General features: G+C 62.2%; 21 protein-coding genes and 1 other RNA gene. 12 read left to right on the plus strand and 10 right to left on the minus strand.

Translation table 11 applies throughout. The features are described 5' to 3' along the window. Window position 1 precedes the first annotated feature (1 nt). Window positions 2-2896: a DNA polymerase III subunit gamma/tau gene (gene dnaX, locus ACOSV0_RS11480; RefSeq protein WP_434106321.1), complete on the minus strand. Its 2895-nt coding sequence runs from the start codon at window positions 2894-2896 to the stop codon at window positions 2-4. A gap of 206 nt (window positions 2897-3102) precedes the next feature. After that, window positions 3103-3201: signal recognition particle sRNA small type (ffs, locus tag ACOSV0_RS11485), an RNA gene on the minus strand. A 445-nt stretch (window positions 3202-3646) separates the two neighbouring features. Between ffs and trxA the strand changes: the two genes are divergently transcribed. From trxA to ACOSV0_RS11525, 8 genes are all read left to right on the plus strand, one after another. Next, the gene (trxA, locus tag ACOSV0_RS11490) at window positions 3647-3973 is read left to right on the plus strand and encodes a thioredoxin TrxA (protein WP_054039468.1); all 327 of its coding nucleotides are present in this window, start codon (window positions 3647-3649) and stop codon (window positions 3971-3973) included. A 237-nt stretch (window positions 3974-4210) separates the two neighbouring features. Then, window positions 4211-5479, plus strand: coding sequence for a transcription termination factor Rho (gene rho, locus ACOSV0_RS11495; protein ID WP_074284282.1), 1269 nt, complete (start codon window positions 4211-4213; stop codon window positions 5477-5479). Window positions 5480-5649: 170 nt separating this feature from the next. Continuing rightward, window positions 5650-6210: a MerR family transcriptional regulator gene (locus ACOSV0_RS11500; protein WP_434106322.1), complete on the plus strand. Its 561-nt coding sequence runs from the start codon at window positions 5650-5652 to the stop codon at window positions 6208-6210. Further along, window positions 6207-7763: an MFS transporter gene (locus ACOSV0_RS11505; protein ID WP_434106323.1), complete on the plus strand. Its 1557-nt coding sequence runs from the start codon at window positions 6207-6209 to the stop codon at window positions 7761-7763. Before ACOSV0_RS11500 ends, ACOSV0_RS11505 begins: the two co-directional genes overlap by 4 nt. A 15-nt stretch (window positions 7764-7778) precedes the next feature. Continuing rightward, window positions 7779-8612, plus strand: a complete 834-nt coding sequence (locus ACOSV0_RS11510; protein ID WP_434106324.1) for a M90 family metallopeptidase — start codon at window positions 7779-7781, stop codon at window positions 8610-8612. Window positions 8613-8870: 258 nt separating this feature from the next. Continuing rightward, window positions 8871-9137: a type B 50S ribosomal protein L31 gene (locus tag ACOSV0_RS11515; protein ID WP_028196650.1), complete on the plus strand. Its 267-nt coding sequence runs from the start codon at window positions 8871-8873 to the stop codon at window positions 9135-9137. 292 nt (window positions 9138-9429) lie between these two features. Further along, window positions 9430-11187 (plus strand): ArnT family glycosyltransferase, encoded by a 1758-nt coding sequence (locus ACOSV0_RS11520; protein ID WP_434106325.1) that lies wholly within the window; start codon window positions 9430-9432, stop codon window positions 11185-11187. 2 nt (window positions 11188-11189) lie between these two features. Next, the gene (locus ACOSV0_RS11525; protein ID WP_434106326.1) at window positions 11190-12569 is read left to right on the plus strand and encodes an MATE family efflux transporter; all 1380 of its coding nucleotides are present in this window, start codon (window positions 11190-11192) and stop codon (window positions 12567-12569) included. 268 nt (window positions 12570-12837) lie between these two features. Here the strand turns inward: ACOSV0_RS11525 and ACOSV0_RS11530 are convergent, their stop codons facing one another. Then, a complete protein-coding gene (locus tag ACOSV0_RS11530; RefSeq protein WP_434106327.1) occupies window positions 12838-13263 on the minus strand; it encodes a carboxymuconolactone decarboxylase family protein in 426 nt (141 codons plus the stop codon). Beyond that, window positions 13215-13712 (minus strand): MerR family transcriptional regulator, encoded by a 498-nt coding sequence (locus tag ACOSV0_RS11535; protein ID WP_434106328.1) that lies wholly within the window; start codon window positions 13710-13712, stop codon window positions 13215-13217. The genes ACOSV0_RS11530 and ACOSV0_RS11535 overlap by 49 nt, the downstream gene beginning before the upstream one ends. A 322-nt stretch (window positions 13713-14034) precedes the next feature. Here ACOSV0_RS11535 and ACOSV0_RS11540 point away from each other — a divergent pair, with 322 nt between their 5' ends. Beyond that, a complete protein-coding gene (locus ACOSV0_RS11540) occupies window positions 14035-14613 on the plus strand; it encodes a ComEA family DNA-binding protein (protein WP_434106329.1) in 579 nt (192 codons plus the stop codon). A 174-nt stretch (window positions 14614-14787) separates the two neighbouring features. Next, on the plus strand, window positions 14788-15219 hold the full coding sequence (locus ACOSV0_RS11545; protein ID WP_434106330.1) for a YidB family protein: 432 nt from the start codon (window positions 14788-14790) through the stop codon (window positions 15217-15219). 166 nt (window positions 15220-15385) lie between these two features. On the opposite strand, the gene clpB is transcribed toward ACOSV0_RS11545, so the two are convergent. Both clpB and ACOSV0_RS11555 read right to left on the minus strand, forming a co-directional pair. Continuing rightward, window positions 15386-17983 carry an ATP-dependent chaperone ClpB gene (clpB, locus tag ACOSV0_RS11550; RefSeq protein ID WP_434106331.1) on the minus strand — a complete coding sequence of 866 codons (2598 nt, stop codon included), beginning with the start codon at window positions 17981-17983 and terminating at the stop codon, window positions 15386-15388. 118 nt (window positions 17984-18101) lie between these two features. After that, window positions 18102-18599: an Rrf2 family transcriptional regulator gene (locus ACOSV0_RS11555; RefSeq protein ID WP_434106332.1), complete on the minus strand. Its 498-nt coding sequence runs from the start codon at window positions 18597-18599 to the stop codon at window positions 18102-18104. 304 nt (window positions 18600-18903) lie between these two features. Between ACOSV0_RS11555 and ACOSV0_RS11560 the strand changes: the two genes are divergently transcribed. Continuing rightward, window positions 18904-19446: a group III truncated hemoglobin gene (locus ACOSV0_RS11560; RefSeq protein ID WP_434106333.1), complete on the plus strand. Its 543-nt coding sequence runs from the start codon at window positions 18904-18906 to the stop codon at window positions 19444-19446. 37 nt (window positions 19447-19483) lie between these two features. Here the strand turns inward: ACOSV0_RS11560 and ACOSV0_RS11565 are convergent, their stop codons facing one another. From ACOSV0_RS11565 to ACOSV0_RS11575, 3 genes are all read right to left on the minus strand, one after another. Continuing rightward, the gene (locus ACOSV0_RS11565) at window positions 19484-19960 is read right to left on the minus strand and encodes a molybdenum cofactor biosynthesis protein MoaE (protein WP_434106334.1); all 477 of its coding nucleotides are present in this window, start codon (window positions 19958-19960) and stop codon (window positions 19484-19486) included. Between the two features lie 65 nt (window positions 19961-20025). After that, window positions 20026-20283 carry a molybdopterin converting factor subunit 1 gene (gene moaD, locus ACOSV0_RS11570; protein ID WP_434106335.1) on the minus strand — a complete coding sequence of 86 codons (258 nt, stop codon included), beginning with the start codon at window positions 20281-20283 and terminating at the stop codon, window positions 20026-20028. A 26-nt stretch (window positions 20284-20309) separates the two neighbouring features. Further along, window positions 20310-21542 carry a molybdopterin molybdotransferase MoeA gene (locus tag ACOSV0_RS11575; RefSeq protein ID WP_434110251.1) on the minus strand — a complete coding sequence of 411 codons (1233 nt, stop codon included), beginning with the start codon at window positions 21540-21542 and terminating at the stop codon, window positions 20310-20312. Between the two features lie 89 nt (window positions 21543-21631). On the opposite strand from ACOSV0_RS11575, the gene ACOSV0_RS11580 reads away from it, so the two are divergent. After that, window positions 21632-21772: a hypothetical protein gene (locus tag ACOSV0_RS11580; RefSeq protein ID WP_434106336.1), complete on the plus strand. Its 141-nt coding sequence runs from the start codon at window positions 21632-21634 to the stop codon at window positions 21770-21772. Window positions 21773-22103: 331 nt separating this feature from the next. Here ACOSV0_RS11580 and thrC read toward each other — a convergent pair whose 3' ends face one another. Further along, window positions 22104-23555 (minus strand): threonine synthase, encoded by a 1452-nt coding sequence (gene thrC, locus ACOSV0_RS11585; protein ID WP_434106337.1) that lies wholly within the window; start codon window positions 23553-23555, stop codon window positions 22104-22106. Window positions 23556-23558 lie beyond the last annotated feature (3 nt).

Genomic DNA, 23558 nt, shown 5'->3' on the forward strand with positions numbered 1-23558 from the left:
ATCAGTTGACGGACGGCGCGCCGTTCGGGCCGGCGTCCTGCGTAATCGGGCGGATCGAACCCGGCACGATGCTCGCGCCGAACTCGCGAATCAGCGACTGCACGAACGGATCGGCGCCAATCTCGCGCTCCGCTTCCTGCTGGCGCCGGGCGCGCATGGCGGCGTCGTGCGCGGCTGCCGTGCGGCGCGCGGGGCCGACTTCGACCAGCACGTCGACGCTCCGGCCGAGCTTTTCAGCGAGCGCGGTTTTCAGTTTGGCGACCTGCGAGGCCTCCGCGTACTGCGGCACCGGCACGTTCAGCTTGAGCGTGCTGCCGTCGAGCGCCATCAGTTCGCTGTTGAACGCGAGCTGATACGAAATGCCCTTGAGCGGCAGATCGACGGCAAGCGCGGGCCAGTCGCCCTGGAAACCCAGCGGGTCGAGCGGCACGGCGGGCGGCAACGGCCGCTTGTCGATCACGGGCGCGGGGGCCGGTGCGGGCGCGGCGTTCACGCGGACATCGTCGGGTCCGCTGTCGAACACCGGCATGTAGTTGTCGTCCGGCAGACCGTAATAGCCTTCGTCCGCGGCCGTAAGCGGCATGTATTCATCAGGCGGCATGTCGTCCCACGGTGCGCTCGGGAAGCCGTTCTGCTCCGAACCGTTGCGCGGCTGGGGCTGCTGCGACGACGCGCGCGCCGCCGGTGCCGCATCCTGTTGCGGCGCGGGGCGCGGAGCACCCGGCGTCGGCACATTGACGACAACGCGAGGTGTGGCGGTCTTCGGCGTGGCCGGAGTTGCAGCGGGCCTGGCAGCGGAAGCTGCGGCCGTAGCGCGGCCACGATCCGACGACACTTTCAGCCCGGCGCTGCGCAATACGTTGAGCGCGTCGCTCGCACCGCCTGCGCGGCGCGGCGGGATGTCGGCTGCGGGCGTCGATTCTTGCGATGTTTTCGCGGGCGCGGCCTCTTCTGCCCGTGCGAATGCGGCAGCGGCTGGCGCAGCGAGCGAAGACGCGGGCGCCGATTCCTGAGGCGTGGGCGCAGCGGACGCTTCGTTCGAGGCGGGCTCGGTGGGCGCGTCGTTCAAGGCCGGCTCGGTGGGTGCGTCGTCCCACGGTGCCAAGGGCGGTGCAGCGGATACTTTCGTTGCTGCGGTCGATTCGGCCGCTTCGGCGGTCGGTGCCGAGGTAGGCGCAACCGCTATTTTTGTCGCCTCGATCGATTCGGCCGCGTCGATCGCGGGCGCCGGGGCCGGCACAGCCGTTACTTTTCCTGCGGCGATCGCATCTGTCGATTCGGCCGCCGGTGCCGAGGCCGGCACGGCTGTTACTTTTGATACCTCGGTCCCTTCGTTCGACACCGGTGACATCGCTTCGGACATCGGGGCCGCTTGGGGCGCACTCGTATCCGTAGGGATAGCCGGATCGCTCGAGATCGGTTCAGCGGTCGCTTCTTCCTGCCACGGCGCTAAAGCCGGTGCGGCAATAACGTCAGCTGCCTTTGGCACAGACGCCGCGCTCGCTTCACCCGAAGCGGGCGAGGATGCAGATGCGGACCTGGACACAATCGGCGCATCATCCATAACCGGTTTCGACGCGCCGGCATTTTCAGCAGGCTCCGCCGACACCACGCGCTGCGTATCCGACATCGCAGGCTTCGTTTCTGCAACCGGATTCCCGGAGCGCGACGGCGCGGCAGCGGCTGCTTCAACAGCACGCAGCGGCGCAACTGCCTGTTGTGCCGCCACCGCCGGCGAGCCAGCGCGCTTCGCACCACCCGCGCCCGCCGGCCCTGCCGTTCGCGCCGCAGTCGCACCGCCACCGCCGGTGGGCGCGGGCTCAAACGCCAGCATGCGCAACAACGTCATCGTGAAACCGGCATATTCGTCGGGCGCGAGACCCAGTTCGCTTCGGCCGATGGTCGCGATCTGATAGAACAATTGCACCTGCTCGGCGCTCAACGCCTCGGCAAAGCGACGCAGATCAGCCGCTTCCGGCCACTCGTCCAACACCGACGACGGTGCGAACTGCGCCCACGCGATTCGATGCAACAAGCTCGCCAGATCCTGCAACGCCGTCGAAAACGACAGGCTGCGCAACGCCATCTCGTCCGCAACCGCCAGCACCGCGGCGCCGTCACCGTCGGCCAGCGCGTCGAGCAGGCGGATCAGATAGCTTTGATCGAGCGCGCCAAGCATGCCGCGCACCGCGTCTTCATTCACCTGATTGGCCGAATAGGCGATCGCCTGATCGGTCAGCGAGAGCGCGTCGCGCATCGAACCGTCGGCCGCGCGCGCCAGCAGGCGCAAAGCCTGGGCGTCGTACGGCACCTTCTCTTCGCCGAGAATGTGCTCGAGATGCGACACGATGTGCCCGGCCGGCATCTGCTTCAGATTGAACTGCAGACAGCGTGACAGCACCGTGACCGGTATCTTCTGCGGATCGGTGGTGGCAAGAATGAATTTGACGTGCGAAGGCGGCTCTTCCAGCGTCTTCAACATCGCATTGAAGGCGTGGTTGGTGAGCATGTGCACTTCGTCGATCATGTAGACCTTGAAGCGCGCGTCGACCGGGGCGTAGACCGCGCGCTCCAGTAGCGCCGCCATTTCGTCGACGCCGCGGTTACTCGCCGCGTCCATCTCGACATAATCGACAAAGCGGCCTTCATCGATCTCGCGGCACGCGCGGCACACGCCACACGGCGTGGAGGTCACGCCGGTTTCGCAATTCAGCGCCTTGGCAAAGATGCGCGACAGCGTGGTTTTACCGACGCCGCGGGTGCCGGTAAACAAATAGGCGTGATGCAGACGGCCACCGTCGAGCGCGTGCGTGAGCGCGCGCACCACGTGCTCCTGTCCGACGAGCGAAGCGAAATCCTTCGGCCGCCATTTGCGTGCGAGAACTTGATAGGTCATCCGGAAATTGTATCAGTAACGATGGCGCTCAAAACCGAATCGAAACGACGCGCGAACACGTGTTGCCGCTTCATTGAAACAGGCTAACGGACCGATAGAAAAAAATAGATGAAGTGCGCGCGAAACGCCAATGCAGTGTCTGCGCGGCAGCGCCTGAGCAAAACAGGAGATGGAAGGTGCAGCAGAGGAAAAACAAGAAAAGGAAAGGTGACGAGCCTGACCCTCGGCACTGGTGGAAAACGGCTGTGGCTGCTTCGTTCCCGACCTGACCAGGTTGACCATCCCTCCATGCGAGGAGGCCCGTCACGAAACATTCTATCATCGCTTGGCCTGTCGTGCGACTGTTAATACGAGCAAACCGACATCGACGCGCCGAATCAGGCGCTCTGCGTCATATAGTGCAGCACCCCGGAAGTACGCGGGCGAGGCACTTGAGTTTGCACTGCCAGCCACCAGATAGGTTACGTCGCGGTTGTCAAAACGTAATGGCACTTCACCGGCAGCCTTTGGCCCCACTGCCCTCGATGAGTACTATCACCACCGGCAACGCATAGCGAATTAAGCTAAACTGCCATACGGATGACCCGCAACCGCGAGCTTTCCGCGCATTCCGGAAACAGTCTTTCGACTTTTTCAGGCATTCGCAGGCAAGGCTCCGATTGCGGCAAAGCGAACGGAAGTTTCCCTAGATTTTGACGTATCGTGGCGAGCAATTCAGGCGGGCCTCGAACCGATAGAGGTATTCATACAATGAGCGAATCAATCAAGCATATTAGCGACGCATCGTTCGAACAGGACGTCGTGAAATCCGATAAACCCGTGCTGCTCGATTTCTGGGCTGAATGGTGCGGTCCGTGCAAGATGATCGCGCCGATCCTCGACGAAGTCGCGAAGGATTACGCCGATCGCCTGCAAATCGCCAAGATCAACGTCGACGAACATCAATCGACGCCGGTCAAGTTCGGCGTGCGCGGCATCCCCACGCTGATCCTCTTCAAGAACGGCGCTGTCGCCGCGCAAAAAGTCGGCGCATTGTCGAAGTCGCAGCTCACCGCGTTCCTCGACGGCAATCTGTAAAGCGGTCGCATCGGCGCGCCCAAGGTCCTTTGAGACTGGCAGGCGCGCTGTCTTAGGCGTGTTGTCAGCAGGCAACACGCTCAATAAGAAAGATGCCATACCGTCGCACTGGCGGAAATTGGCGTGTGCTATGCTAGAATCCGCAAAACGTCGAAAAGACGTGTAAGTCCTTGAGCGGTTCCGCTCACTCTCCTCCCAGATTTCATTTCGTCGCACCTTCTCCTGCGGGTTCTCCGTATGCATTTATCCGAGCTTAAGACTCAGCACGTGTCCGAATTGATCGAGATGGCCAATGGCCTCGAGATCGAAAGTGCAAACCGCCTGCGCAAGCAGGAATTGATGTTTGCCATTCTAAAAAAACGAGCCAAAGCGGGCGACACGATCTTCGGCGACGGTACGCTCGAAGTGCTGCCGGACGGTTTCGGCTTCCTGCGTTCGCCGGAAACCTCGTATCTCGCCAGCACGGACGATATTTACATCAGCCCGTCGCAAATTCGTCGCTTCAACCTGCACACGGGCGACACGATCGAAGGCGAAGTGCGTACGCCGAAAGACGGTGAGCGTTATTTCGCGCTGGTCAAGGTGGACAAGGTCAACGGCCAGCCGCCGGAAGCCTCGAAGCACAAGATCATGTTCGAAAACCTGACGCCGCTGCACCCGAACAAGGTGCTGCTGCTCGAACGTGAAATGCGCGGCGAAGAAAACGTCACGGGCCGCATCATCGACATGATCGCGCCGATCGGTAAGGGCCAACGCGGCTTGCTGGTCGCTTCGCCGAAGTCCGGCAAGACCGTGATGCTGCAGCACATCGCGCACGCGATCAAACAGAACCATCCGGATGTCGTGCTGTTCGTGTTGCTGATCGACGAACGCCCGGAAGAAGTGACTGAAATGCAGCGCTCGGTGGCGGGCGAAGTGATCGCCTCCACGTTCGACGAACCGGCTGCGCGTCACGTGCAAGTCGCCGAAATGGTGATCGAAAAAGCCAAGCGCCTCGTCGAAATGAAGAACGACGTGGTGATTCTGCTCGACTCGATCACGCGTCTCGCGCGCGCCTACAACACCGTGGTGCCGGCCTCGGGCAAGGTGCTGACGGGCGGTGTCGACGCGAACGCGCTGCAACGTCCGAAGCGCTTCTTCGGTGCTGCGCGCAATATCGAAGAAGGCGGCTCGCTGACCATCATCGGCACGGCGCTGATCGAAACCGGCAGCCGCATGGACGACGTGATCTACGAAGAGTTCAAGGGCACCGGCAACATGGAAGTGCACCTGGAGCGTCGCCTTGCTGAAAAGCGCGTCTATCCGTCGATCAACCTGAACAAGTCCGGCACGCGCCGTGAAGAACTGCTGATCAAGCCAGAAGTCCTGCAAAAGATCTGGGTGCTGCGCAAGTTCATTCACGACATGGACGAAGTCGAGTCGATGGAATTCCTGCTCGACAAGATTCGCCAGACGAAGAGCAACTCCGAGTTCTTCGACATGATGCGTCGTGGCGGCGGCAGCTAAGGCCTCACGCCGAAACAGCCGCACCGCATAAGAAAGCCGCTCGCAAAAACGAGCGGCTTTTTTTCGTCCGCAGGATTTCGCCCGAAAGAATGGGTGCTAGTACTGCAACCTATACGTGAACGTACACGTTGCAGTACAATGCCATCACTCCGTCATGTCTGCGCCACCTTATGCCGAAGGACTCACCCACTCCGCTTACCGTACGCGATGCCGCCGAACGCCTCGGCGTCACGCCGCGCACGCTGAAGTATTACGAGGAACGCGGCCTCGTCTCGCCTACCCGCAGCGAAGGCCGCTACCGGCTGTACGACGAGGAAGACCTGAAGCGTTTCGGCCGCATTCTGCGCTTGCGTTCGCTCGGTTTTTCGCTGCACGGCATCACCGAAATGCTCAAGCGCCCGCTGGAACCCGTCGAAGGCGGACATCGCTATTCCACGGAATCGCTGCAGCAGATTCGCGACGCCATCTCTGAACAGGTCGACGCGCTCGATGCCCGCATCGAAACGATGCGCCGCGAACTCAAGGAAGCGCAGAAGCTGCGAGCCGAACTGAGCCCCGACCTCGACTATCTCGAACGGCGCCTCGCTGGAGAAAACGCGGACGCGCTACTCGAGCAGCGCCGCAACGCACGCGCCAAGGCGACCGCCACCGCGCAGGGAACACGTAAAAAAACGCGAGATGAAGTCGCGCCCGACACTGCGCCCGACTCCGACCCGGATCCGTCCGCATGAATGCCGCGTCTTCCCGCACGCCGCTGTTCAGCGTCGAAAAACTGCGTGGCGATTTTTTCCCGTGGGTGCTGGCCGTCGTCACCGGCCTCGACTATTTCGACAACGCGATCTTTTCGTTCTTCACCAGCTACATTGCAGGCGGCATCAATGCGTCGCCGGATGAACTGGTGTGGGCGTCGAGCGCCTATGCAGTGGCGGCCGTGCTCGGCATCCTGCAACAGCAATGGTGGGTAGAACGCTTCGGTTACCGGCGCTACGTGGCCGGCTGCATGCTGCTTTATTCAGTTGGCGCGGTCGCCGCCGCATTGTGCGAATCATCGATCGAACTCGCGTTCGCGCGCGGCTTTCAGGGCTACTTCATCGGCCCGATGATGGGCACCTGCCGCATCCTGATCCAGATGAGCTTCACGCCGCAGCAGCGGCCGGCGGCAACCCGCGCTTTTCTGGTGCTGATCGTGTTGAGCAGTGCGCTTGCGCCGTTGATCGGCGGCCAATTGGTCGCGCATTTCGACTGGCGCGCGCTGTTCGCCTGTACCGCGCCGGTCGGCGTGCTGTTTGCCATCCTTGCCCTGCTCGCCCTGCCCGACACCGGCAACCGCCTGCCGGAGGAGCGCGGCACAGCACACTTCTGGCCTTACCTGATCTTCGCGTTCGCGCAGGGCGCGCTGCAAATCGTGATGCAGCAAGTGCGGTTCCAGCTGTTCAGCGCGTCGCCAGGACTGATTCTGCTGACGGTCGCGGGCATCGTCGCGCTCGGCTGGTTCGCGTACCAGCAATGGCATCATCCCGCGCCGCTGGTGCGCCTGCACGCGTTGCGCGAAAAGGTGTTTCAGGTCGGGCTCGTGCTGTACATGTTCTATTACTACATCTCGACGGTGTTCAGCTATCTGACGTCGCGTTTTCTCGAGAGCGGCCTCGGCTATCCGGTCGAGAATGCCGGGCGGCTGGTCGGCGTGACGTCGTTGTTTTCGGCGAGCGCGCTGTTCGTCTACCTGCGTTACGCGAAGCTCCTGCCGCGCAAAAAGTGGATCATCGTACCGGGCTTCGCGGTGGCCGCGTTCGCCGCGGCGTGGATGACGCGCATGTCGCCGGACGTGGGCGAAGCCGCGCTGATCGTGCCGATGCTGCTGCGCGGGCTGCTGTTACTGTTCATCGTGCTGCCGGTCGCCAATCTAACGTTTAGAATCTTCGCCATTGAAGAATTCACGCATGGCTACCGGCTAAAAAACATCGTGCGGCAACTGACGATCTCGTTCGCGACGGCCTCGGTGATCATCGTCGAACAGCATCGGCAGGCGCTGCATCAAGCCCGCCTCGCGGAATTCGTGAATCCGTACAATCCGTTGTTCCAGAATTCGCTCGCGGCGCTGACCAGCGGCTTTAGCGCCGCCGGCCGCTCGCCGTCCGAGGCGCATTCGCTTGCGATAGTGGAAATCAGCCGGACGGTCGCGCAGCAGGCAAGCTTCCTGACCTCGCTGGACGGCTTCTACTTCCTGATCGGCATCGCGATATGCGGCGGCCTTTTCGCCGCGTGGCAAAAACAGATCGACTAAGGGTTTCATCAGGCCATGCTTTCGAAACTCACTCAATGGATCGGCACGCGCCGCCGCGACCGCGCGCTGCGCGACTACGCGATCGACGACGCGCTTTGGCAAACCACGCTCGACGGCCTGCCGTTCCTCGCCCACCTCGATGCGCCGGATCGCGCGCGTCTGCGCGAACTGACGAGCCTGTTCATCGCGCAAAAAGAATTTTCGACTGCGCACGAACTCGAATTAACCGACGCCATGACCGTGGCGATCGCCGCGCAGGCCTGTCTGCCGGTGCTGAACCTGAGCCTCGATCTGTACCGCGGCTGGGTCGGCGTGATCGTCTATCCGGGTGAGTTCGTGATCCGCAAAACGGTGGAAGACGAAGACGGCGTGGTGCACGAAGTCGAGCAGGACGCAAGCGGCGAAGCGTGGGAAGGCGGACCCGTCATTCTCTCGTGGGAAGACGCGCAGATGACGGACGGCCCGGACGCCTATAACGTCGTGATTCACGAATTCGCGCACAAGATCGACATGCTGACCGGCGAAGCGGACGGCCATCCGCCGCTCACCCGCCGCTGGCATGCACCGCTCGATTCACAGGCATGGGCCGACGTCTTCGACCATGCTTACGACCATTTCTGCGCCAAAGTGGATGCGGTGCCGGACAGGCGCTGGGCGCATTTCGAACGCGATTCGCTCATCGATCCATACGCTGCGGACCATCCATCGGAATTTTTTGCCGTGTGCAGCGAGGCGCTGTTCGTCCAGCCGCAGGCGTTCGAGGCGGAATATCCCGAGCTCTACCGGTTGCTGGCGCGGTATTACCGTCAGGATCCGGCGCGGATCGGACTGGAATTCGCCCCGATCTGACGCCCGCCGCGCAAACGCCCGTCGGATAAGGGCTGCCGCCCCGCCTACCCAGCCGGTACGAACCGGCGCGGCAGCGACAAAAACGCTACCAAAACAAGGCGAACGGCTACCAAAAAGGTGGTAGAAAGGTCGTCAAGCGACTGATTTTCTGGCATAATCGCCGTTTTTCGACCATAGGCAAGTGGCTCGCGCCTAGATGCAGTCCGCATTCGTAGCGGCTGCTCGCGGGTTGGCTACCGCCAGATTAAAGGAAAGACCATGAAAGAAGGCATTCACCCGGATTACCGCGAAGTCCTGTTCGTCGACATGTCGATCGACTTCAAGTTTGTCACGCGCTCGACCATCCAGACGCGTGAAACCGCCGAATTCAACGGCAAGACCTACCCGCTCGCCAAGATCGAAGTGTCGTCGGAATCGCATCCGTTCTACACCGGCCAACAAAAGATCATGGACACGGCAGGCCGCGTCGAGAAGTTCAACAAGAAGTTCGGCACGCGCGCTACCGGCAAGGCAGCTGCGAAGTAATACCCGCCTCGTCGCAGGCTTTGGCCCGCAACGAAGCAGCAGCAAAAAAGGGCAGCGCGAGCTGCCCTTTTTTGTCTCTGCCTCCTTGCCTTCTTATCCCGGACACCTGTAAGCACCAGGCCGCACCGTTGCGGCACCGTGTTGCAAAAACCCTCATGACGTTGCGAGCCATTACCGCCCGTGACGCGCATCGCACGGCACGACTACAATGCCGGATGCTCCAGATTGGCCATTTCGGCCGGACAGCCCGTCCGGTCCAGGCTGCACCGCTTATCCAATATCCACACACCGCATGAGACCTGTCGTTCGCCTCACTGCCTCCGCGACCAGTGCGTTGCCGCGCTGGCTACTGCTGACCATCTGTATCGTCTACGCCTTCTTCGGCCTGTTCGGCCGGGATCCGTGGAAGAACGAGGACGCAGCCGGCTTCGGCGTCATGTGGACCATGGCCAACGGCAGCGCGCACGACTGGCTGCTGCCGAATCTGGTCGGCAAGTACATGACGGAAGACGGCCCGCTCGGCTACTGGCTCGGTGCCGGGGCGATTCGCGCGCTCGCGCCGTGGGTCGACGCGAGCAACGCGTCACGCGTGTTTACGGGTCTGCTGTTTTGCGCGGCCTGTGCGTTCGTCTGGTATGCGGCTTATCTGCTCGGCCGGCGCGCCGAGGTCCAGCCGTTCAAATACGCATTCGGCGGCGAGCCGGAGCCGCGCGACTACGGCCGCACCCTCGCCGACGGCGCGCTGCTGATCCTGCTCGCCTGCTTCGGTCTCGCCGAACGCGGCCACGAAACCACGCCTCAATTGGCGCAGTTCTTCGGCATCGCCATGCTCGTCTATGGGCTCGTGCGGATGATCGACAAGCCGATCCAGGGCGCGCTGATCTGGGGCTTCGCGCTCGGCCTCGTCGCCCTGGCCAGCAGCCCGGTGCTGGTCGGCGCGCTGTTGCTCGGCACCCTGGCGATGGCGCTGATCGTGCGCGAAGCGCGTTCGCGCTGGCTGCTGCTGGCCGGTCTACCGGTGGCGCTCGCGCTGTCGGTCGCGTGGCCGATCGCCGCGCTCGCCGCCTTTCCCGTCGACGCCGTCTGGTATCTGAACCAGTGGGTGCACGTCAGCCTGTCTTCATTCGCCGGGCCGCCCGGCTCGGTGGCCGCCTACGCACTCAAGAACCTGCCGCTCTTCACATGGCCGGCCTGGCCGTTGGCGCTCTGGGCATGGTTCAGCTGGTCGGGCCTGCGGCGTGCGCCGCATGTGGCGATTCCGCTGTCGGTGATCGGACCGCTGCTCGTGCTGGTCGTGTTGCAGAGCCATCAGTCGAACCGGCTTTACATGCTGCTGCTGCCACCGCTCGCGGTGCTGGCCGCCTTCGCGCTGCCAACGCTCAAACGCGGCGCGATCAACGCAATCGACTGGTTCGCGCTGCTGAGCTTCACGATCCTCGGCAGCTTCGTCTGGCTGGTGTACATCGCCGGGCTCACCGGTTTTCCGCATCCGCTCGCGCGCAACCTCGCGCGTCTTGCTCCGGGTTTTGCACCGCAGTTCAAGATCCTGTCGTTCGTGTGCGCGGTCGCCGTGACGATCTGCTGGTTCGTCCTGGTGCAATGGCGTCTGGCCCGCCATCCGAAAGTCCTGTGGCGCAGCGTGGTGCTCTCGAGCGCCGGTACGACGCTGATGTGGGTGCTGCTGATGACGCTGTGGCTGCCGGTCGTCAACTACAGCCGGACCTATAAGGACGTCGCCGAGCAGATCGCCAGCCATCTGCCGGAGGACTACACCTGCATCTCTCCGGTGCGGCTCGGTAACGCGCAGATCGCGACGTTCGCCTATTTCGGCGATATGCATTTCTCATTCGACCAGGATTGCGATGTGATCCTGCGGCAGGACACCCAGGACTTCGGCGACCCGAGCGCGATGTCGGACTTCGTGTGGAAGCTGGTGTGGGAAGGCCGTCGCGTGGCTGACCGCGACGAACGCTTCCGCTTGTATGTGCGGATCGATCGTCCGAAGCCGCCGGTCGTGAAACGCCGCAGCTGGCACAAGAAGCCGGATTGACCATGTTCGCCGACGTACGGAAAATCGCCGGGCTTGCATGGCCCGTGCTGATCGGTCAATTGGCGATCATCGCGTTCGGCGTGATCGACACGGCGATGGTCGGCCGCTATTCGGCGGTCGATCTCGCCGCACTCGGCCTCGGCTCGTCGATCTATATTTCCGTCTACATCGGTCTGACCGGCATCCTGACCGCGCTGCAACCCATCACCGCGCAACTCTACGGCGCGCGCCGCTATATCGAGATCGGCGAAGAAGTGCGCCAGGCCTTGTGGCTCGCGCTCGCGCTGACCGTGATCGGCTTCCTGATTCTCTATTTTCCGGGGCCCGTGCTGCAATTGGCGCGCGTGCCCGACGCATTGCACGAGCGCACGGTCGCCTACCTGCAGATTCTGGCGTTCGGCTTGCCGGCCGGCCTCGCCTTTCGCGTCTATAGCTCGATCACCAATGCGGTCGGCAAACCGCGGCTCGTGATGATTCTGCAGATCGGCGCGCTGCTGCTCAAGTTTCCGCTCAATACGTGGTTCATCTTTGGCGGCCTGGGTGTGCCGGCACTCGGCGGGCCGGGCTGTGCACTGGCCAGCACCGCGATCAACTGGGGACTGGCCTTAGTTGGGATGCTGCTGCTGACGCGCGTCTACGTGTTCAAACCGTTCGCGATCTTTGCGCGCTTCTGCTGGCCGGTCTGGCGCCGGCAGGCGGCGCAGCTGCGCCTGGGCATTCCAATGGGTCTGTCGTACCTGATCGAAGTCACCTCGTACACGTTCATGGCGCTCTTCATTGCGCGCTTCGGCACAACAACACTAGCTGGCCACCAGATCGCCGGCAACATCGGCGCGGTGCTCTATATGACACCGCTGTCGATCGGGATCGCTTCGTCGACGCTGGTCGCTCAGGCGCTCGGCGCGCATCGTCCGGAAGCGGCGCGCACGCTGTCGCGTCACGGCATCATGATGGCGATGGCGATCGCCTGTTGTTATGGCGTGATCGTGCTCGTGCTGCGGCCTTATGTGATCGAAGGCTATACGCCGAATGCGCAGGTCGTCGAGGCGGCGATGCCACTGGTGCTGATCGTCGTGTGCTATCACCTGTTCGATGCGTTGCAGATCACCACCGCGTTCGTGCTGCGCGCGTACAAGGTGGCGGTCGTACCGACCGTTATCTATGCGGTCGCGCTGTGGGGTGTGGGGCTGGGCGGCGGCTATGTGCTCGGTTTCAACGTCTTCGGTACCACGCCAGAATGGCTCACCGGCGCGCGCGGGTTCTGGGTCGCGAATACGGCGAGTCTGGCGATTGCCGGCATCGGCCTGCTGTTGTACTGGCGCGGCGTGAGCAAGCGGCATTTGCGTGCCGGAGCGGTGGTTGGGGTGGATTCGGCTGTTTGATGGGGTTGTTTGATCGGGCTGCTTAACGCGGCTGTTTGATGGGCCGTTCGGTTCGATTGGCTTGTTGGCTTGTTGGCTTGTTGGCTTGTCCGAGCGAAGCGCAGAAGCCAGCGTGCAAAACTATCGCCGCACGGTCCGCTTATGCAAGCCAGGCTTCCAGGCCACACCCGCGACACATTGCCGAAGCGACACGCAAAACTTGACCGTTAGTTGCATCTTGATCCCCATAAAAAGCGGCTGCATCCGGCAGCCGCCCTTCTCTCCTGTCTCAGGCCGGTTGCGCCACGTCCGACGCCTGCTCCGCCAACGCTTGATCATGCCGCTCGAAAATCTCCCGTGCCGCGAACAGCGCGTTCAGCGCCGCCGGGAAACCGGCATAGAGAGCCATCTGCATGAACACTTCGACGATCTCCTCACGCGTGCAGCCGACGTTCAACGCCGCCTCGATATGCACCTTCAACTGCGGTTGCGCGCAGCCGAGCGTCGCCAGCGATGCAATCGTCGCGATCTCCCGCGCGCGCAGATCGAGCTGCGGCCGGCTGTAAATATCGCCGAAGCCGAATTCGATCAGCAGGCGTCCGAAGTCCGGCGCGATCGGGGCAAGCGCGGCAATCACCTGCTCGCCGGTCGAGCCGTCGATCTCCTTCAGTTTGTTCCAGCCCCGGGTGTAGCGATCGTTTTGTGCGTGTTCCATGGTGAGTCCTTTTCCGAATGCGAAAGCGATTGGGTTTCGTCGATCTGTCGTGTCGGAGCGCTCGCAGCGGGTTGCAGCCCCGCGGCTTCTTCGTAGTAAGCGATTTTGTCGATGATCGCGCCGAGGTTGCTCTGCAACTCGGCGATCCGCGCCAAAACCGCATCCCGATGCGCCACCAGCATGTCGCGACGCTCGCCCACCGTCGGCTGACCTTCTGCCCGCAGCACTGCGAACGCCTGCATCCCGGCGATCGGCATCCCGGTCGCCTTCAGACGCATCAGGAACTGCAGCCAGTCGAGATCGGCCGGCGAATACAGGCGATGCCCCGCCTGCGTACGCCCCACCGCCCGAATCAGACCGGCCTGTTCGTAGTAGCGCAGCGTATGCGTGGAGACGCCGATCGTTTCGGCGACCTCGCCGATGGTGAGCGCTTTTGACATTTTCGACATGACGGAACTCAGGTTAGGACTTCGAGTGCACTCTAAGTCAAGTGGGCCGCGCTGTCATTTGTCCGCGTGGTCGTTATTTACAGTGATCCGCGTCAATCGATAAACTCAGAACGGCTTAATCGCCAGGCAAAATCTTCAAATATTGTCCGCCCTGATTTACTTGTCATGATTCGATCGGTATAAATCGTCGGCGTTTGCAAATAAGGGCGCGCAATTTGTCCTATGCTTAAGCGCAGCGAATGCTTACAGAATGCGTCGTCCAGAATCGTCCAGAGTCGTCACTTAGCGGCTAACTTTTTTTGCCCACAATGGAGTGCTTGCCATGCTGAAGAAGCTTTTGATGCTTTGCGTTGCGTTGGCTTTGTCGCTGTCGGCCGGATTTGCAGCGGCCGTCGAAGTGAATTCCGCCGATCAGACAGCGCTCGAATCGGTGAAGGGAATCGGTCCGGTGCATGCGAAAGCGATCATCGACGAACGCACCAAGAACGGCCCGTTCAAGGATGCCGATGATCTCGCCACCCGCGTCAAGGGCCTCGGCACCAAATCGGTGAGCAATCTCGAAGCGGCAGGCTTGACCATCAACGGCGCGTCCACACCGCCTACCGGCGCCAAGGCTGCCGCGAAGTCCAGTAGCACCGCGAGCGCCAAGGCGGCGCCGGCAGCGGCTCCTGCTGCGACTACCGCGGCCGCGACGACAACACCGGCTGCGCCAGCTGAGGCATCCGGCACCAAGGCTTCGAAGTCGAAGAAAAAGAGCAAGGCGGCTGATGCGGCAGCGTCCGCGCCGGCCACAGCGGCCGCTGCCAGCGCGCCCGCCGATGCATCCGGCACCAAGGCTTCGAAGAAAAAGGCGAAGAAAAGCAAGGCTGCATCGGCTGCGGCAGCCTCTGGCGGCGCGTAAACTGGGTAGAGCACCGGCAGCCGACGGCGGCGCTGGTCACGTGTAACGTACGCGTGATAGCCACATAAGCGCCGCCCCGCTCCCGTTGCCTTCCTTCCACCGGCGCCGTGCGACCGCGCGGCGTTTTCACCCGCTGACTCGTCAAACACGGGTCGGCATTCAAGAGAGACCGTCATGAGCCTACTCGATACACTCGGTTCCCTGGTTGGCAAATCGCCTGAAGGCGGTGGTGGCCAGCAAGCCCTCGTTTCAGCCGCACTGGAATTCGTCAATAACCAGCCGGGCGGCCTGAACGGCCTGATCAGCAGCTTCAAGGAAAAGGGTCTCGGCGACGTCGTTTCGTCGTGGGTCAGCAACGGCGAAAACCAGGCGATCTCGCCCGACGCCCTGCACAGCGTGCTTGGATCGGACGTCGTCACCAACCTCGCGGCGAAGGCCGGCGTGCAACCGGATCAGGTCACCGGTCTGCTGTCGCAGATTCTGCCGCACGTCGTCAATGCGGCCACGCCTAATGGCGAAGTGCCCGCCGAAGGCCAGGTGAACGCAAGCAGCGTGCTTGGCGCGCTCGGCAGCCTGTCGTCGCTGTTCGGCAAAGGCACCGCATAACGCCGAACGCATCGGCCGCTGCGCTGATTCAGCCGCACAACGGCAAATAAAAAGGGCAACGAATCATGATTCGTTGCCCTTTTTTCATTCGTCCGTCAGGAGCGGCTCAACCGCCGCCGCCCTGTCGGCGCTGCCCTACGCGCAGCAGGCGTGACTGGAACCGCGCTTAATGCACGACGCGGTCGAACACCAGCTTGCCGTCTTCCACTTCGACCGGAATCACATCCTTCGGACCAAACTTGCCGGCGAGGATCAGCTTGGCGACCGGGTTCTCGATTTCCTGCTGGATGGCGCGCTTCAGCGGCCGCGCCCCGAACAGCGGATCGTAGCCAACCTGGCCGACATGCTCCAACGCCGCGTCCGACACCAGCAGTTGCATGTCGAGCTTGGCAAGCCGTTCATGCAGACGTTGCAGTTGAATCCGCGCGATCGACTGGATGTTCGAACGGTCGAGCGCATGGAACACCACCACGTCGTCGATCCGGTTCAGGAACTCGGGCCGGAAGTGCAGCTTCACTTCTTCCCAGACCGCGTCCTTCACCGCTTCCTGCGGCTCGCCGACCATCGCCTGAATCACCTGCGAACCGAGGTTCGAGGTCATCACGATCACCGTGTTCTTGAAGTCCACGGTACGGCCCTGGCCGTCGGTCATGCGGCCGTCGTCGAGCACTTGCAGCAGCACGTTGAACACGTCCGGATGCGCCTTCTCGATTTCGTCGAGCAGGATCACGCTGTACGGCTTGCGACGCACGGCTTCAGTCAGGTAACCGCCTTCTTCGTAGCCGACGTAGCCCGGCGGCGCGCCGATCAAACGCGCGACGCTATGCTTCTCCATGAATTCGCTCATGTCGATACGGATCAGATGATCTTCCGAATCGAACAGGAACGACGCCAGCGCCTTGCACAACTCGGTCTTACCCACGCCAGTCGGCCCGAGGAACAGGAACGAGCCATACGGCCGGTTCGGATCCGCCAGACCCGCACGCGAACGGCGGATCGCATCGGCCACCGCGCTGATCGCTTCGTCCTGACCGACCACGCGGTCGTGCAGTTTCTCTTCGATCTGCAGCAGCTTTTCGCGCTCGCCCTGCATCATGCGCGACACCGGAATGCCGGTGGAACGCGACACGACTTCGGCGATTTCTTCCGCGCCGACCTGAGTGCGCAGCAGACGCGGCCGGGTCGGGTTGTTCTGCTCATTGGCTTCGGCCTTGGTCACTTCCTTCAACTGCGCTTCGAGACCCGGCAGCTTGCCGTACTGCAACTCGGCGACCTTCTCGAGCTTGCCTTCACGCTGCAAGCGCGTGATTTCCGCACGCGTTTTTTCGATGTCTTCCTTCAGTTGCGCGCTGCCCTGCACCGCCGCTTTTTCCGCGGTCCAGATTTCTTCGAGGTCCGAATATTCGCGATCCAGCCGCTCGATTTCTTCTTCGATCAGTTGCAGACGCTTTTGCGACGCTTCGTCCTTTTCCTTCTTGACGGCTTCGCGCTCGATCTTCAACTGGATCAACCGGCGGTCGAGCCGATCCATTTCTTCCGGCTTCGAATCGATTTCCATCTTGATCTTCGACGCGGCTTCGTCGATCAGATCGATGGCCTTGTCCGGCAGGAAACGATCCGTGATGTAGCGATGCGACAGTTCGGCCGCCGCAACGATCGCCGGGTCGGTGATATCGACGCCGTGATGCAGTTCGTACTTCTCCTGCAAACCGCGCAGGATCGCGATGGTGGCTTCCACCGACGGTTCATCGACCAGCACCTTCTGGAAACGGCGCTCGAGCGCGGCATCTTTTTCGATGTACTTGCGATACTCGTCGAGCGTGGTGGCGCCGACGCAGTGCAGTTCGCCGCGCGAGAGCGCCGGCTTGAGCATATTGCCCGCGTCCATCGCACCTTCGGCCTTGCCCGCGCCGACCATCGTATGAATTTCGTCGATGAAAACGATGGTCTGGCCTTCGTCTTTCGCGATGTCGCTCAGTACGGCCTTCAGGCGTTCTTCGAACTCACCGCGATATTTCGCACCGGCCAGCAACGCCGCCATGTCCAACGACAGCACGCGCTTGCCCTTGAGCGTTTCCGGCACTTCGCCGTTGACGATACGCTGCGCGAGACCTTCGACAATCGCCGTCTTACCCACACCCGGCTCGCCGATCAGCACCGGATTGTTCTTGGTGCGGCGTTGCAGAATCTGGATCGAACGGCGGATTTCGTCGTCGCGGCCGATCACGGGGTCGAGCTTGCCCGCCCGCGCGCGCTCGGTCAGATCGACGGTGTATTTCTTCAGCGCTTCGCGCTGGCTTTCGGCGTCCTGGCTATGCACCTGCGAACCGCCACGGACCGCCGCAATCGCGCTTTCCAGCGACTTGCGCGACAGACCGTGCTGGCGCGCGAGACGGCCGGCCTCGCCTTTATCGTCGGCGACCGCGAGCAGGAACATCTCGCTCGCGATGAACGTGTCGTTGAGTTTTTGTGCTTCCTTGTCCGCCTGGTTCAGCAAGCCGGTCAGTTCGCGGCCGATCTGCACGTTGCCGTCGGTGCCCTGCACCTGCGGCAGGCGCGTGATGGCATCGTTCAGCGCGGTTTGCAGCGCCTGGACATGCACGCCGGCACGCGAGAGCAGCGAACGCGCCGACCCATCCTGCTGGGCGACGAGCGCCGACAGGACATGAACCGGTTCAATATATTGATTGTCGTGACCGACGGCCAGACTCTGCGCGTCGGCCAGTGCTTCCTGGAATTTAGTGGTAAGTTTGTCGATTCTCATCAAGAGACCTCCAATTTCAATTACCACCAAATTGAGGCGTTTTACGCAGGTTTCAAGCGCTTTTTTGCAATCAGCAACAACTATTTAACATTTGACGCGCGAAAGCTTGCTGCCCGGTTCAGGAAAGCGGCACGGCGCCGCCGGCAGCTGCAACCGGCACGATCGGAATGACCGCGCTTAAGCCAAGCAGCGCGGCCAGTGGACCGTGCGGCTCTGCAACCTCGCTGATCGTATACCGGTCGAGTTCGGCGAGGAACGCGTTGCGTGCCGCCTCGAGCGCGCCGCGCAGACGGCAGTGCGCGGTAATGACACAGGCCCGGCGCTCACCTTGCTGGTCGGGGAAGCAGCTGACGAGCGCGAAGTCGCTTTCCGTGGCCCGCACGATCTCGCCCACGGTCAACGAACTGGTTTGTTCGGCAAGCCGCAGGCCGCCATTACGCCCGCGCACGGTCTCCACCCAGCCGAGTTCGCCGAGTTGCTGCACTACTTTCATCAGATGGTTCTTGGAAATTCCGTACGCGTCCGAGATGTCCTGGATGGTCGACAAGCCTTCGCCACGGACGGCGAGGTACAGCAGGACGCGTATTGAGTAATCCGTATAGTCGGTCAGTCTCATAAGTGCGGGTGTCACGATGAGCGCAAGCCGCGATCCGGGGAATAACCGCGTTGACGCAAAGGTTGCCTGGGGCCGTCGCCTCGCCTTAAGATGCCGGCGTTATGCATATTTTATAATTCTGCACTGACAGTCGGTGTTTGTCTTTCGGCAGTAATGGTAACGTTTCCCGCATAGGCCATTTATGCGAAAAGCGGGGTGTTTGCAGCCTACTTCCTTTCGTTTGGGCACCGTTCGAGGTCATTCCTGACGGTCTGTGGCGCTGTGTGGCGATTCACAATGAATAACCGCCTTATCTGGAATTTGCATGAATCCGTCTTTCCCTGCCGCACCGTCTGTTGAGCGCGCCGCCGAGCCTACGGAGGCGAATATTCGCGAGCTCGTCTACGGCTTTTACGACCGTGTGAGGGCCGACCCGTTGCTCGGCCCCGTGTTCGACGCGACGCTGGCGGGCCGTTGGGACGACCACCTGCCCAAGATGTGCACGTTCTGGGGCAGTCTTGTGCTGGGCGCAAAGCAATACCGCGGCAATGTGCAGCAGGCGCATCAGCCGCTCGAGGGCATCGAGCCTCAGCATTTCAGCCGCTGGCTGTACCTGTTTCTGGATACGGTGGAGTCGCGCTATGAGCCGGCTGCGGCAGTCCGCTTCATGGAACCGGCGCTGCGGATCGCGCAGAGTTTGCAGTTGAGCCGCTTCGGCTGGGACTACAAGATTCCGGCGGAGCAGCAGGCGTTGCTGGGGCGCGTCGCGCCGAAGCGTCCGCGTGACGACGACGAATCACACGACGCCCCGCGCCCGCGCGGCGAGCCGTTTCCGGCACGGATCATCGGTAAAGCGCGGGACGAATGACACGCCTGCTCCAGCGTGTCTGGCGCGAACTCGCGCGCTAATCCTCGGCCTGGTTGCCCGGTTCGACACCCCAACGGGCCAGCGCCGCGTCGTCGGCGACACGGGCATCGACCCAGCGCTCGCCTTCGTCGGTCTTCTCTTTCTTCCAGAACGGCGCCTGGGTTTTCAGATAGTCCATCACGAACTCACACGATGCGAAGGCGTCGCCCCGATGGGCGGCGGTGGTTGCCACCAGCACGATCTGGTCGAGCGGATAAAGCTTGCCGACCCGATGCACGATCAGCACCTCGATCCCCGGCCAATGCTCACGCGCGCTCACGACGATCGCTTCCAGCGACTTCTCCGTCATGCCCGGATAGTGTTCGAGTTCCATCGTTTCGACTGCGCTGCCGTCGTTCAGATCGCGTACGGTGCCGACAAAACAGGCCACCGCGCCGATCTTCGGATTGCGCGCGCGCAACGCGGCGACCTCGGCGGTGAGGTCGAAATCTTCCGTCTGGACGCGAACGGGCATCTCTGGCTCCTGTGCGGCTTGGCGAGGCTTGGCGGGTCGTGTGGTTGGCGGCGATCCAGCGCGGCTCAACCGCCGGTGACGGGCGGAAAGAACGCGACTTCGCAACCTTCGGTGATGCGCGTACCGGCATCGGTCATCACGTGATTGCAGGCCATGCGCAGCGCGCGGCCTTCGGCGAGGGTGTCGGCCCAGATGCCGCCGCGCACGCGCAGCCAGGCGCGCACGTCGCCGACGGTCGCGATGCTGTCGGGCAAATCGACCGATTCGTCGGCGGTTTCGAGCGCTTCGCGCACGCTTGCAAAATATCGGAGTTGAATCTTCATCGGAAAACCGCCGGCTGTTGCCGGCCTCAGTTCAGCAATTCGGAAAAGGGAATGAAACGCACGGTTTCGCCGACGCTGATCGCATGGTTCGGCGGATTGTCGATCAGGCCATCGCCCCACACGGTCGACGTCAGCACGGCCGAACTCTGATTCGGAAACAGATCGAGGCCGCCGGCAGGATTGATGCGCGCACGCAGAAATTCGTTGCGGCGGTCGGCCTTGTTCTGCGTGAAATCGGCACGCAGCGACAGCGCGCGCGGCGCCACCGTCCGCATGCCGGCCAGAAGCAGGACGAACGGGCGAACGAACAACAAAAAGGTGGCGAAGCTGGAAACCGGATTGCCCGGCAAGCCGATGAAGAAAGTTTCGGCCGACGTCGCCACACCGGCCTGCTGCGCGGCACGGCGGACCGCACCGAACGCGAGCGGCTTGCCGGGTTTCATCGCGATCTGCCACATCGACAGGCGCCCTTCGGCCTCGACTGCCGGCTTGACGTGATCTTCCTCGCCTACCGAGACGCCACCGCAGGTGAGAATCAGATCGTGCGCCTGCGCGGCTTCGCGCAGCGTGGCGCGGGTAGCGTCGAGTTTATCGGGGACGATGCCGTAGTCGGTGACCTCACAGCCTAGCTTTTCCAGTAGCCCACGCAGCGTGAAACGATTGGAGTTGTAGATCGCGCCGGGTTTCAATGGCTCGCCGGGCATGGTCAGTTCATCGCCCGTGAAGAACACGGCGACTTTTACGCGACGATACACCTCGAGTTCAGCGCAGCCGACCGAAGCGGCGAGCCCCAATGCCTGTGGCGTCAGGCGCGTGCCCGCCGGGAGAATGATCGAGCCGCTGCGGATGTCCGCGCCCTGGGCCGTGATCCATTCGCCGGGTGCCGGGCTGTGGAGAATCGTGACTTCGTTGCCGGCGGCCTCGGTTTGCTCCTGCATGACGATTGCGTTCGCGCCTGGCGGCACGGTAGCGCCCGTGAAGATGCGGGCAGCCGTGCCCGGCTTTAACGGCTCGGGTGCGTGGCCGGCTGGAATGCGCTGGGAGACCGGCAAGCGGCGGTTGCCGTTCGCTGCCAGGTCCGCGGTGCGGATCGCGTAGCCGTCCATTGCACTGGTGTTCATTGGGGGGACGTCGAGCGGCGATATGACGTCTGCCGATAGTACGCGGTTGAGCGCGTCTAGCGTGGGGATCGATTCTGTACCAGTGATTGGGCTCGCTGCGCTGAGCAGGGTTGCCAACGCTTCGGCAGTGGAGAGCATGGGAGCGCGGGGCGTTGGGGTGGACATCTTTTGGTCTCGAAGCCGCGGGGTTAAAGGAATATTGTAGCGGTCGATTGTGAGGGGTGGTTGTGGTGATGGGTTATGGTGTGGATTTTTTTGCCTTTGGCGGGGGGTGGTTTTTTGCGCGCCTGCGGGGGTGGGGATTTTGGGGTGTTTGCCTGTTTGGCGGTTTTTTGTCTGTTGGCTTTGTGGTGGTGGCCTTTTTTTGATCTGGATTTTTTGGGGGTTGGTTGGCCTTTTCTTGTTTTGTTATTGGTCTATTAGCGTTCGCCCCTGTGCGGGGCGGCACTTACTTTCTTTGCCGCCGCAAAGAAAGATAAGCAAAGAAAGCGGCTCACACCGCCAGCTTATAAGCGGGTCCCCCGCACAGTCGCGGTAGTGGTGCATCTGGAATCTGTGTTCTCGCACATTCAGCCCTGGTGACAAGGCTGTCATTCTTCCGGCGGCGCTGCGCGCGCCGTAGCGTGCTTCTTGAAATCGGGCTTCGTTGTGACTTTGTCTGTCGTACGAGCGCGACATCGTCGCGCTCGTACGGCGGTGTTACTCGCCCGTGTTTGTGACGATGAAATCCTTTACACGCTGGACGTCTGCTGGCAATACCTCGAAGCGCTGCGGTAGCGACTCCAGGCCCGAGAACGCGGCGGGGCGCTCCGGTTCGCGCTGCAGCGCTTCGCGGATCGTCTCGCCGAACTTGATCGGCTGCGCCGTCTCCAGCACGATCATCGGGATGCCCGGCTGCAAATGCTCACGTGCCACCTTCAGGCCGTCCGCGGTGTGCGTGTCGATCATCGTGTCGTAACGCTCGAACACATCACGGATCGCTTCCACGCGGTCCTCGTGGCTGCTGCGGCCAGACACGAAACCGAATTCCTGTACGCGCGCAAAATCGCCGCTCGCGGCGAGGTCGAAACCGCCCTTCTCCTCGACGTCGCGGAATAGTTGCAGCACGCGCGCAGGGTCGCGGCCCAGCAGGTCGAACACGAAACGCTCGAAGTTCGATGCCTTCGAAATGTCCATGCTCGGGCTGCTCGTGTGGTACGTCTCGGCGGCCTTGCGCACACGGTAAATACCGGTGCGGAAAAACTCGTCCAGCACGTCGTTTTCGTTCGTGGCGACCACCAGCTTCTCGATCGGCAAACCCATCATGCGCGCGATGTGGCCCGCGCATACATTGCCGAAATTGCCCGACGGTACCGTGAACGACACGCGCTCGTCGTTCGACTTCGTCGCGGCAAAGTAGCCCTTGAAGTAGTACACGACCTGCGCGACGACCCGCGCCCAGTTGATCGAGTTGACCGTGCCGATCTTGTACTTCGCCTTGAACGCGTGGTCGTTCGAGACCGCCTTCACGATGTCCTGGGCGTCGTCGAATACACCCTCGACCGCGATGTTGAAAATATTCGGGTCCTGCAGGCTGTACATCTGCGCAGTCTGGAACGCGCTCATCTTCTTGTGTGGCGAGAGCATGAACACGCTGATGCCCTTCTTGCCGCGCATCGCGTATTCCGCTGCGCTGCCGGTGTCGCCGGACGTTGCGCCCAGGATGTTCAGCGTCTCGCCGTGTCTGGCCAGCGCGTACTCGAACAGGTTGCCGATCAGCTGCATCGCCATGTCCTTGAACGCGAGCGTCGGACCGTTCGACAGTTCCAGCAGCGACAGCGGTGCACCGTTCTCGATACCCAGCGTCTTCAACGGCGTGATCTGCGCGGCGCTTTCGTCGTCGCGCACGTGGCAGTAAGTCTCGGCCGTGTAGGTCTTGCGTGTCAGTGCGCGCAGGTCTTCGGCGGGGATGTCGTCGCTGAATTTCGACAGGATTTCGAACGCGAGGTCCGCGTACGGCAGCGTGCGCCAGCGCGTCAGTTCGTCAGCCGTGACGCGTGGATATTCGGCTGGCAGGTACAGGCCGCCATCTTTCGCGAGACCGCCCAGCAGAATGTCGGAAAACGTATGGCGCTCGCCGGCTCCGGCGCCGCGCGTAGAGAGGTAGTTCATAGT

This window comes from Paraburkholderia caffeinilytica (genome assembly GCF_051027425.1).
Taxonomy (GTDB): domain Bacteria; phylum Pseudomonadota; class Gammaproteobacteria; order Burkholderiales; family Burkholderiaceae; genus Paraburkholderia; species Paraburkholderia caffeinilytica_A.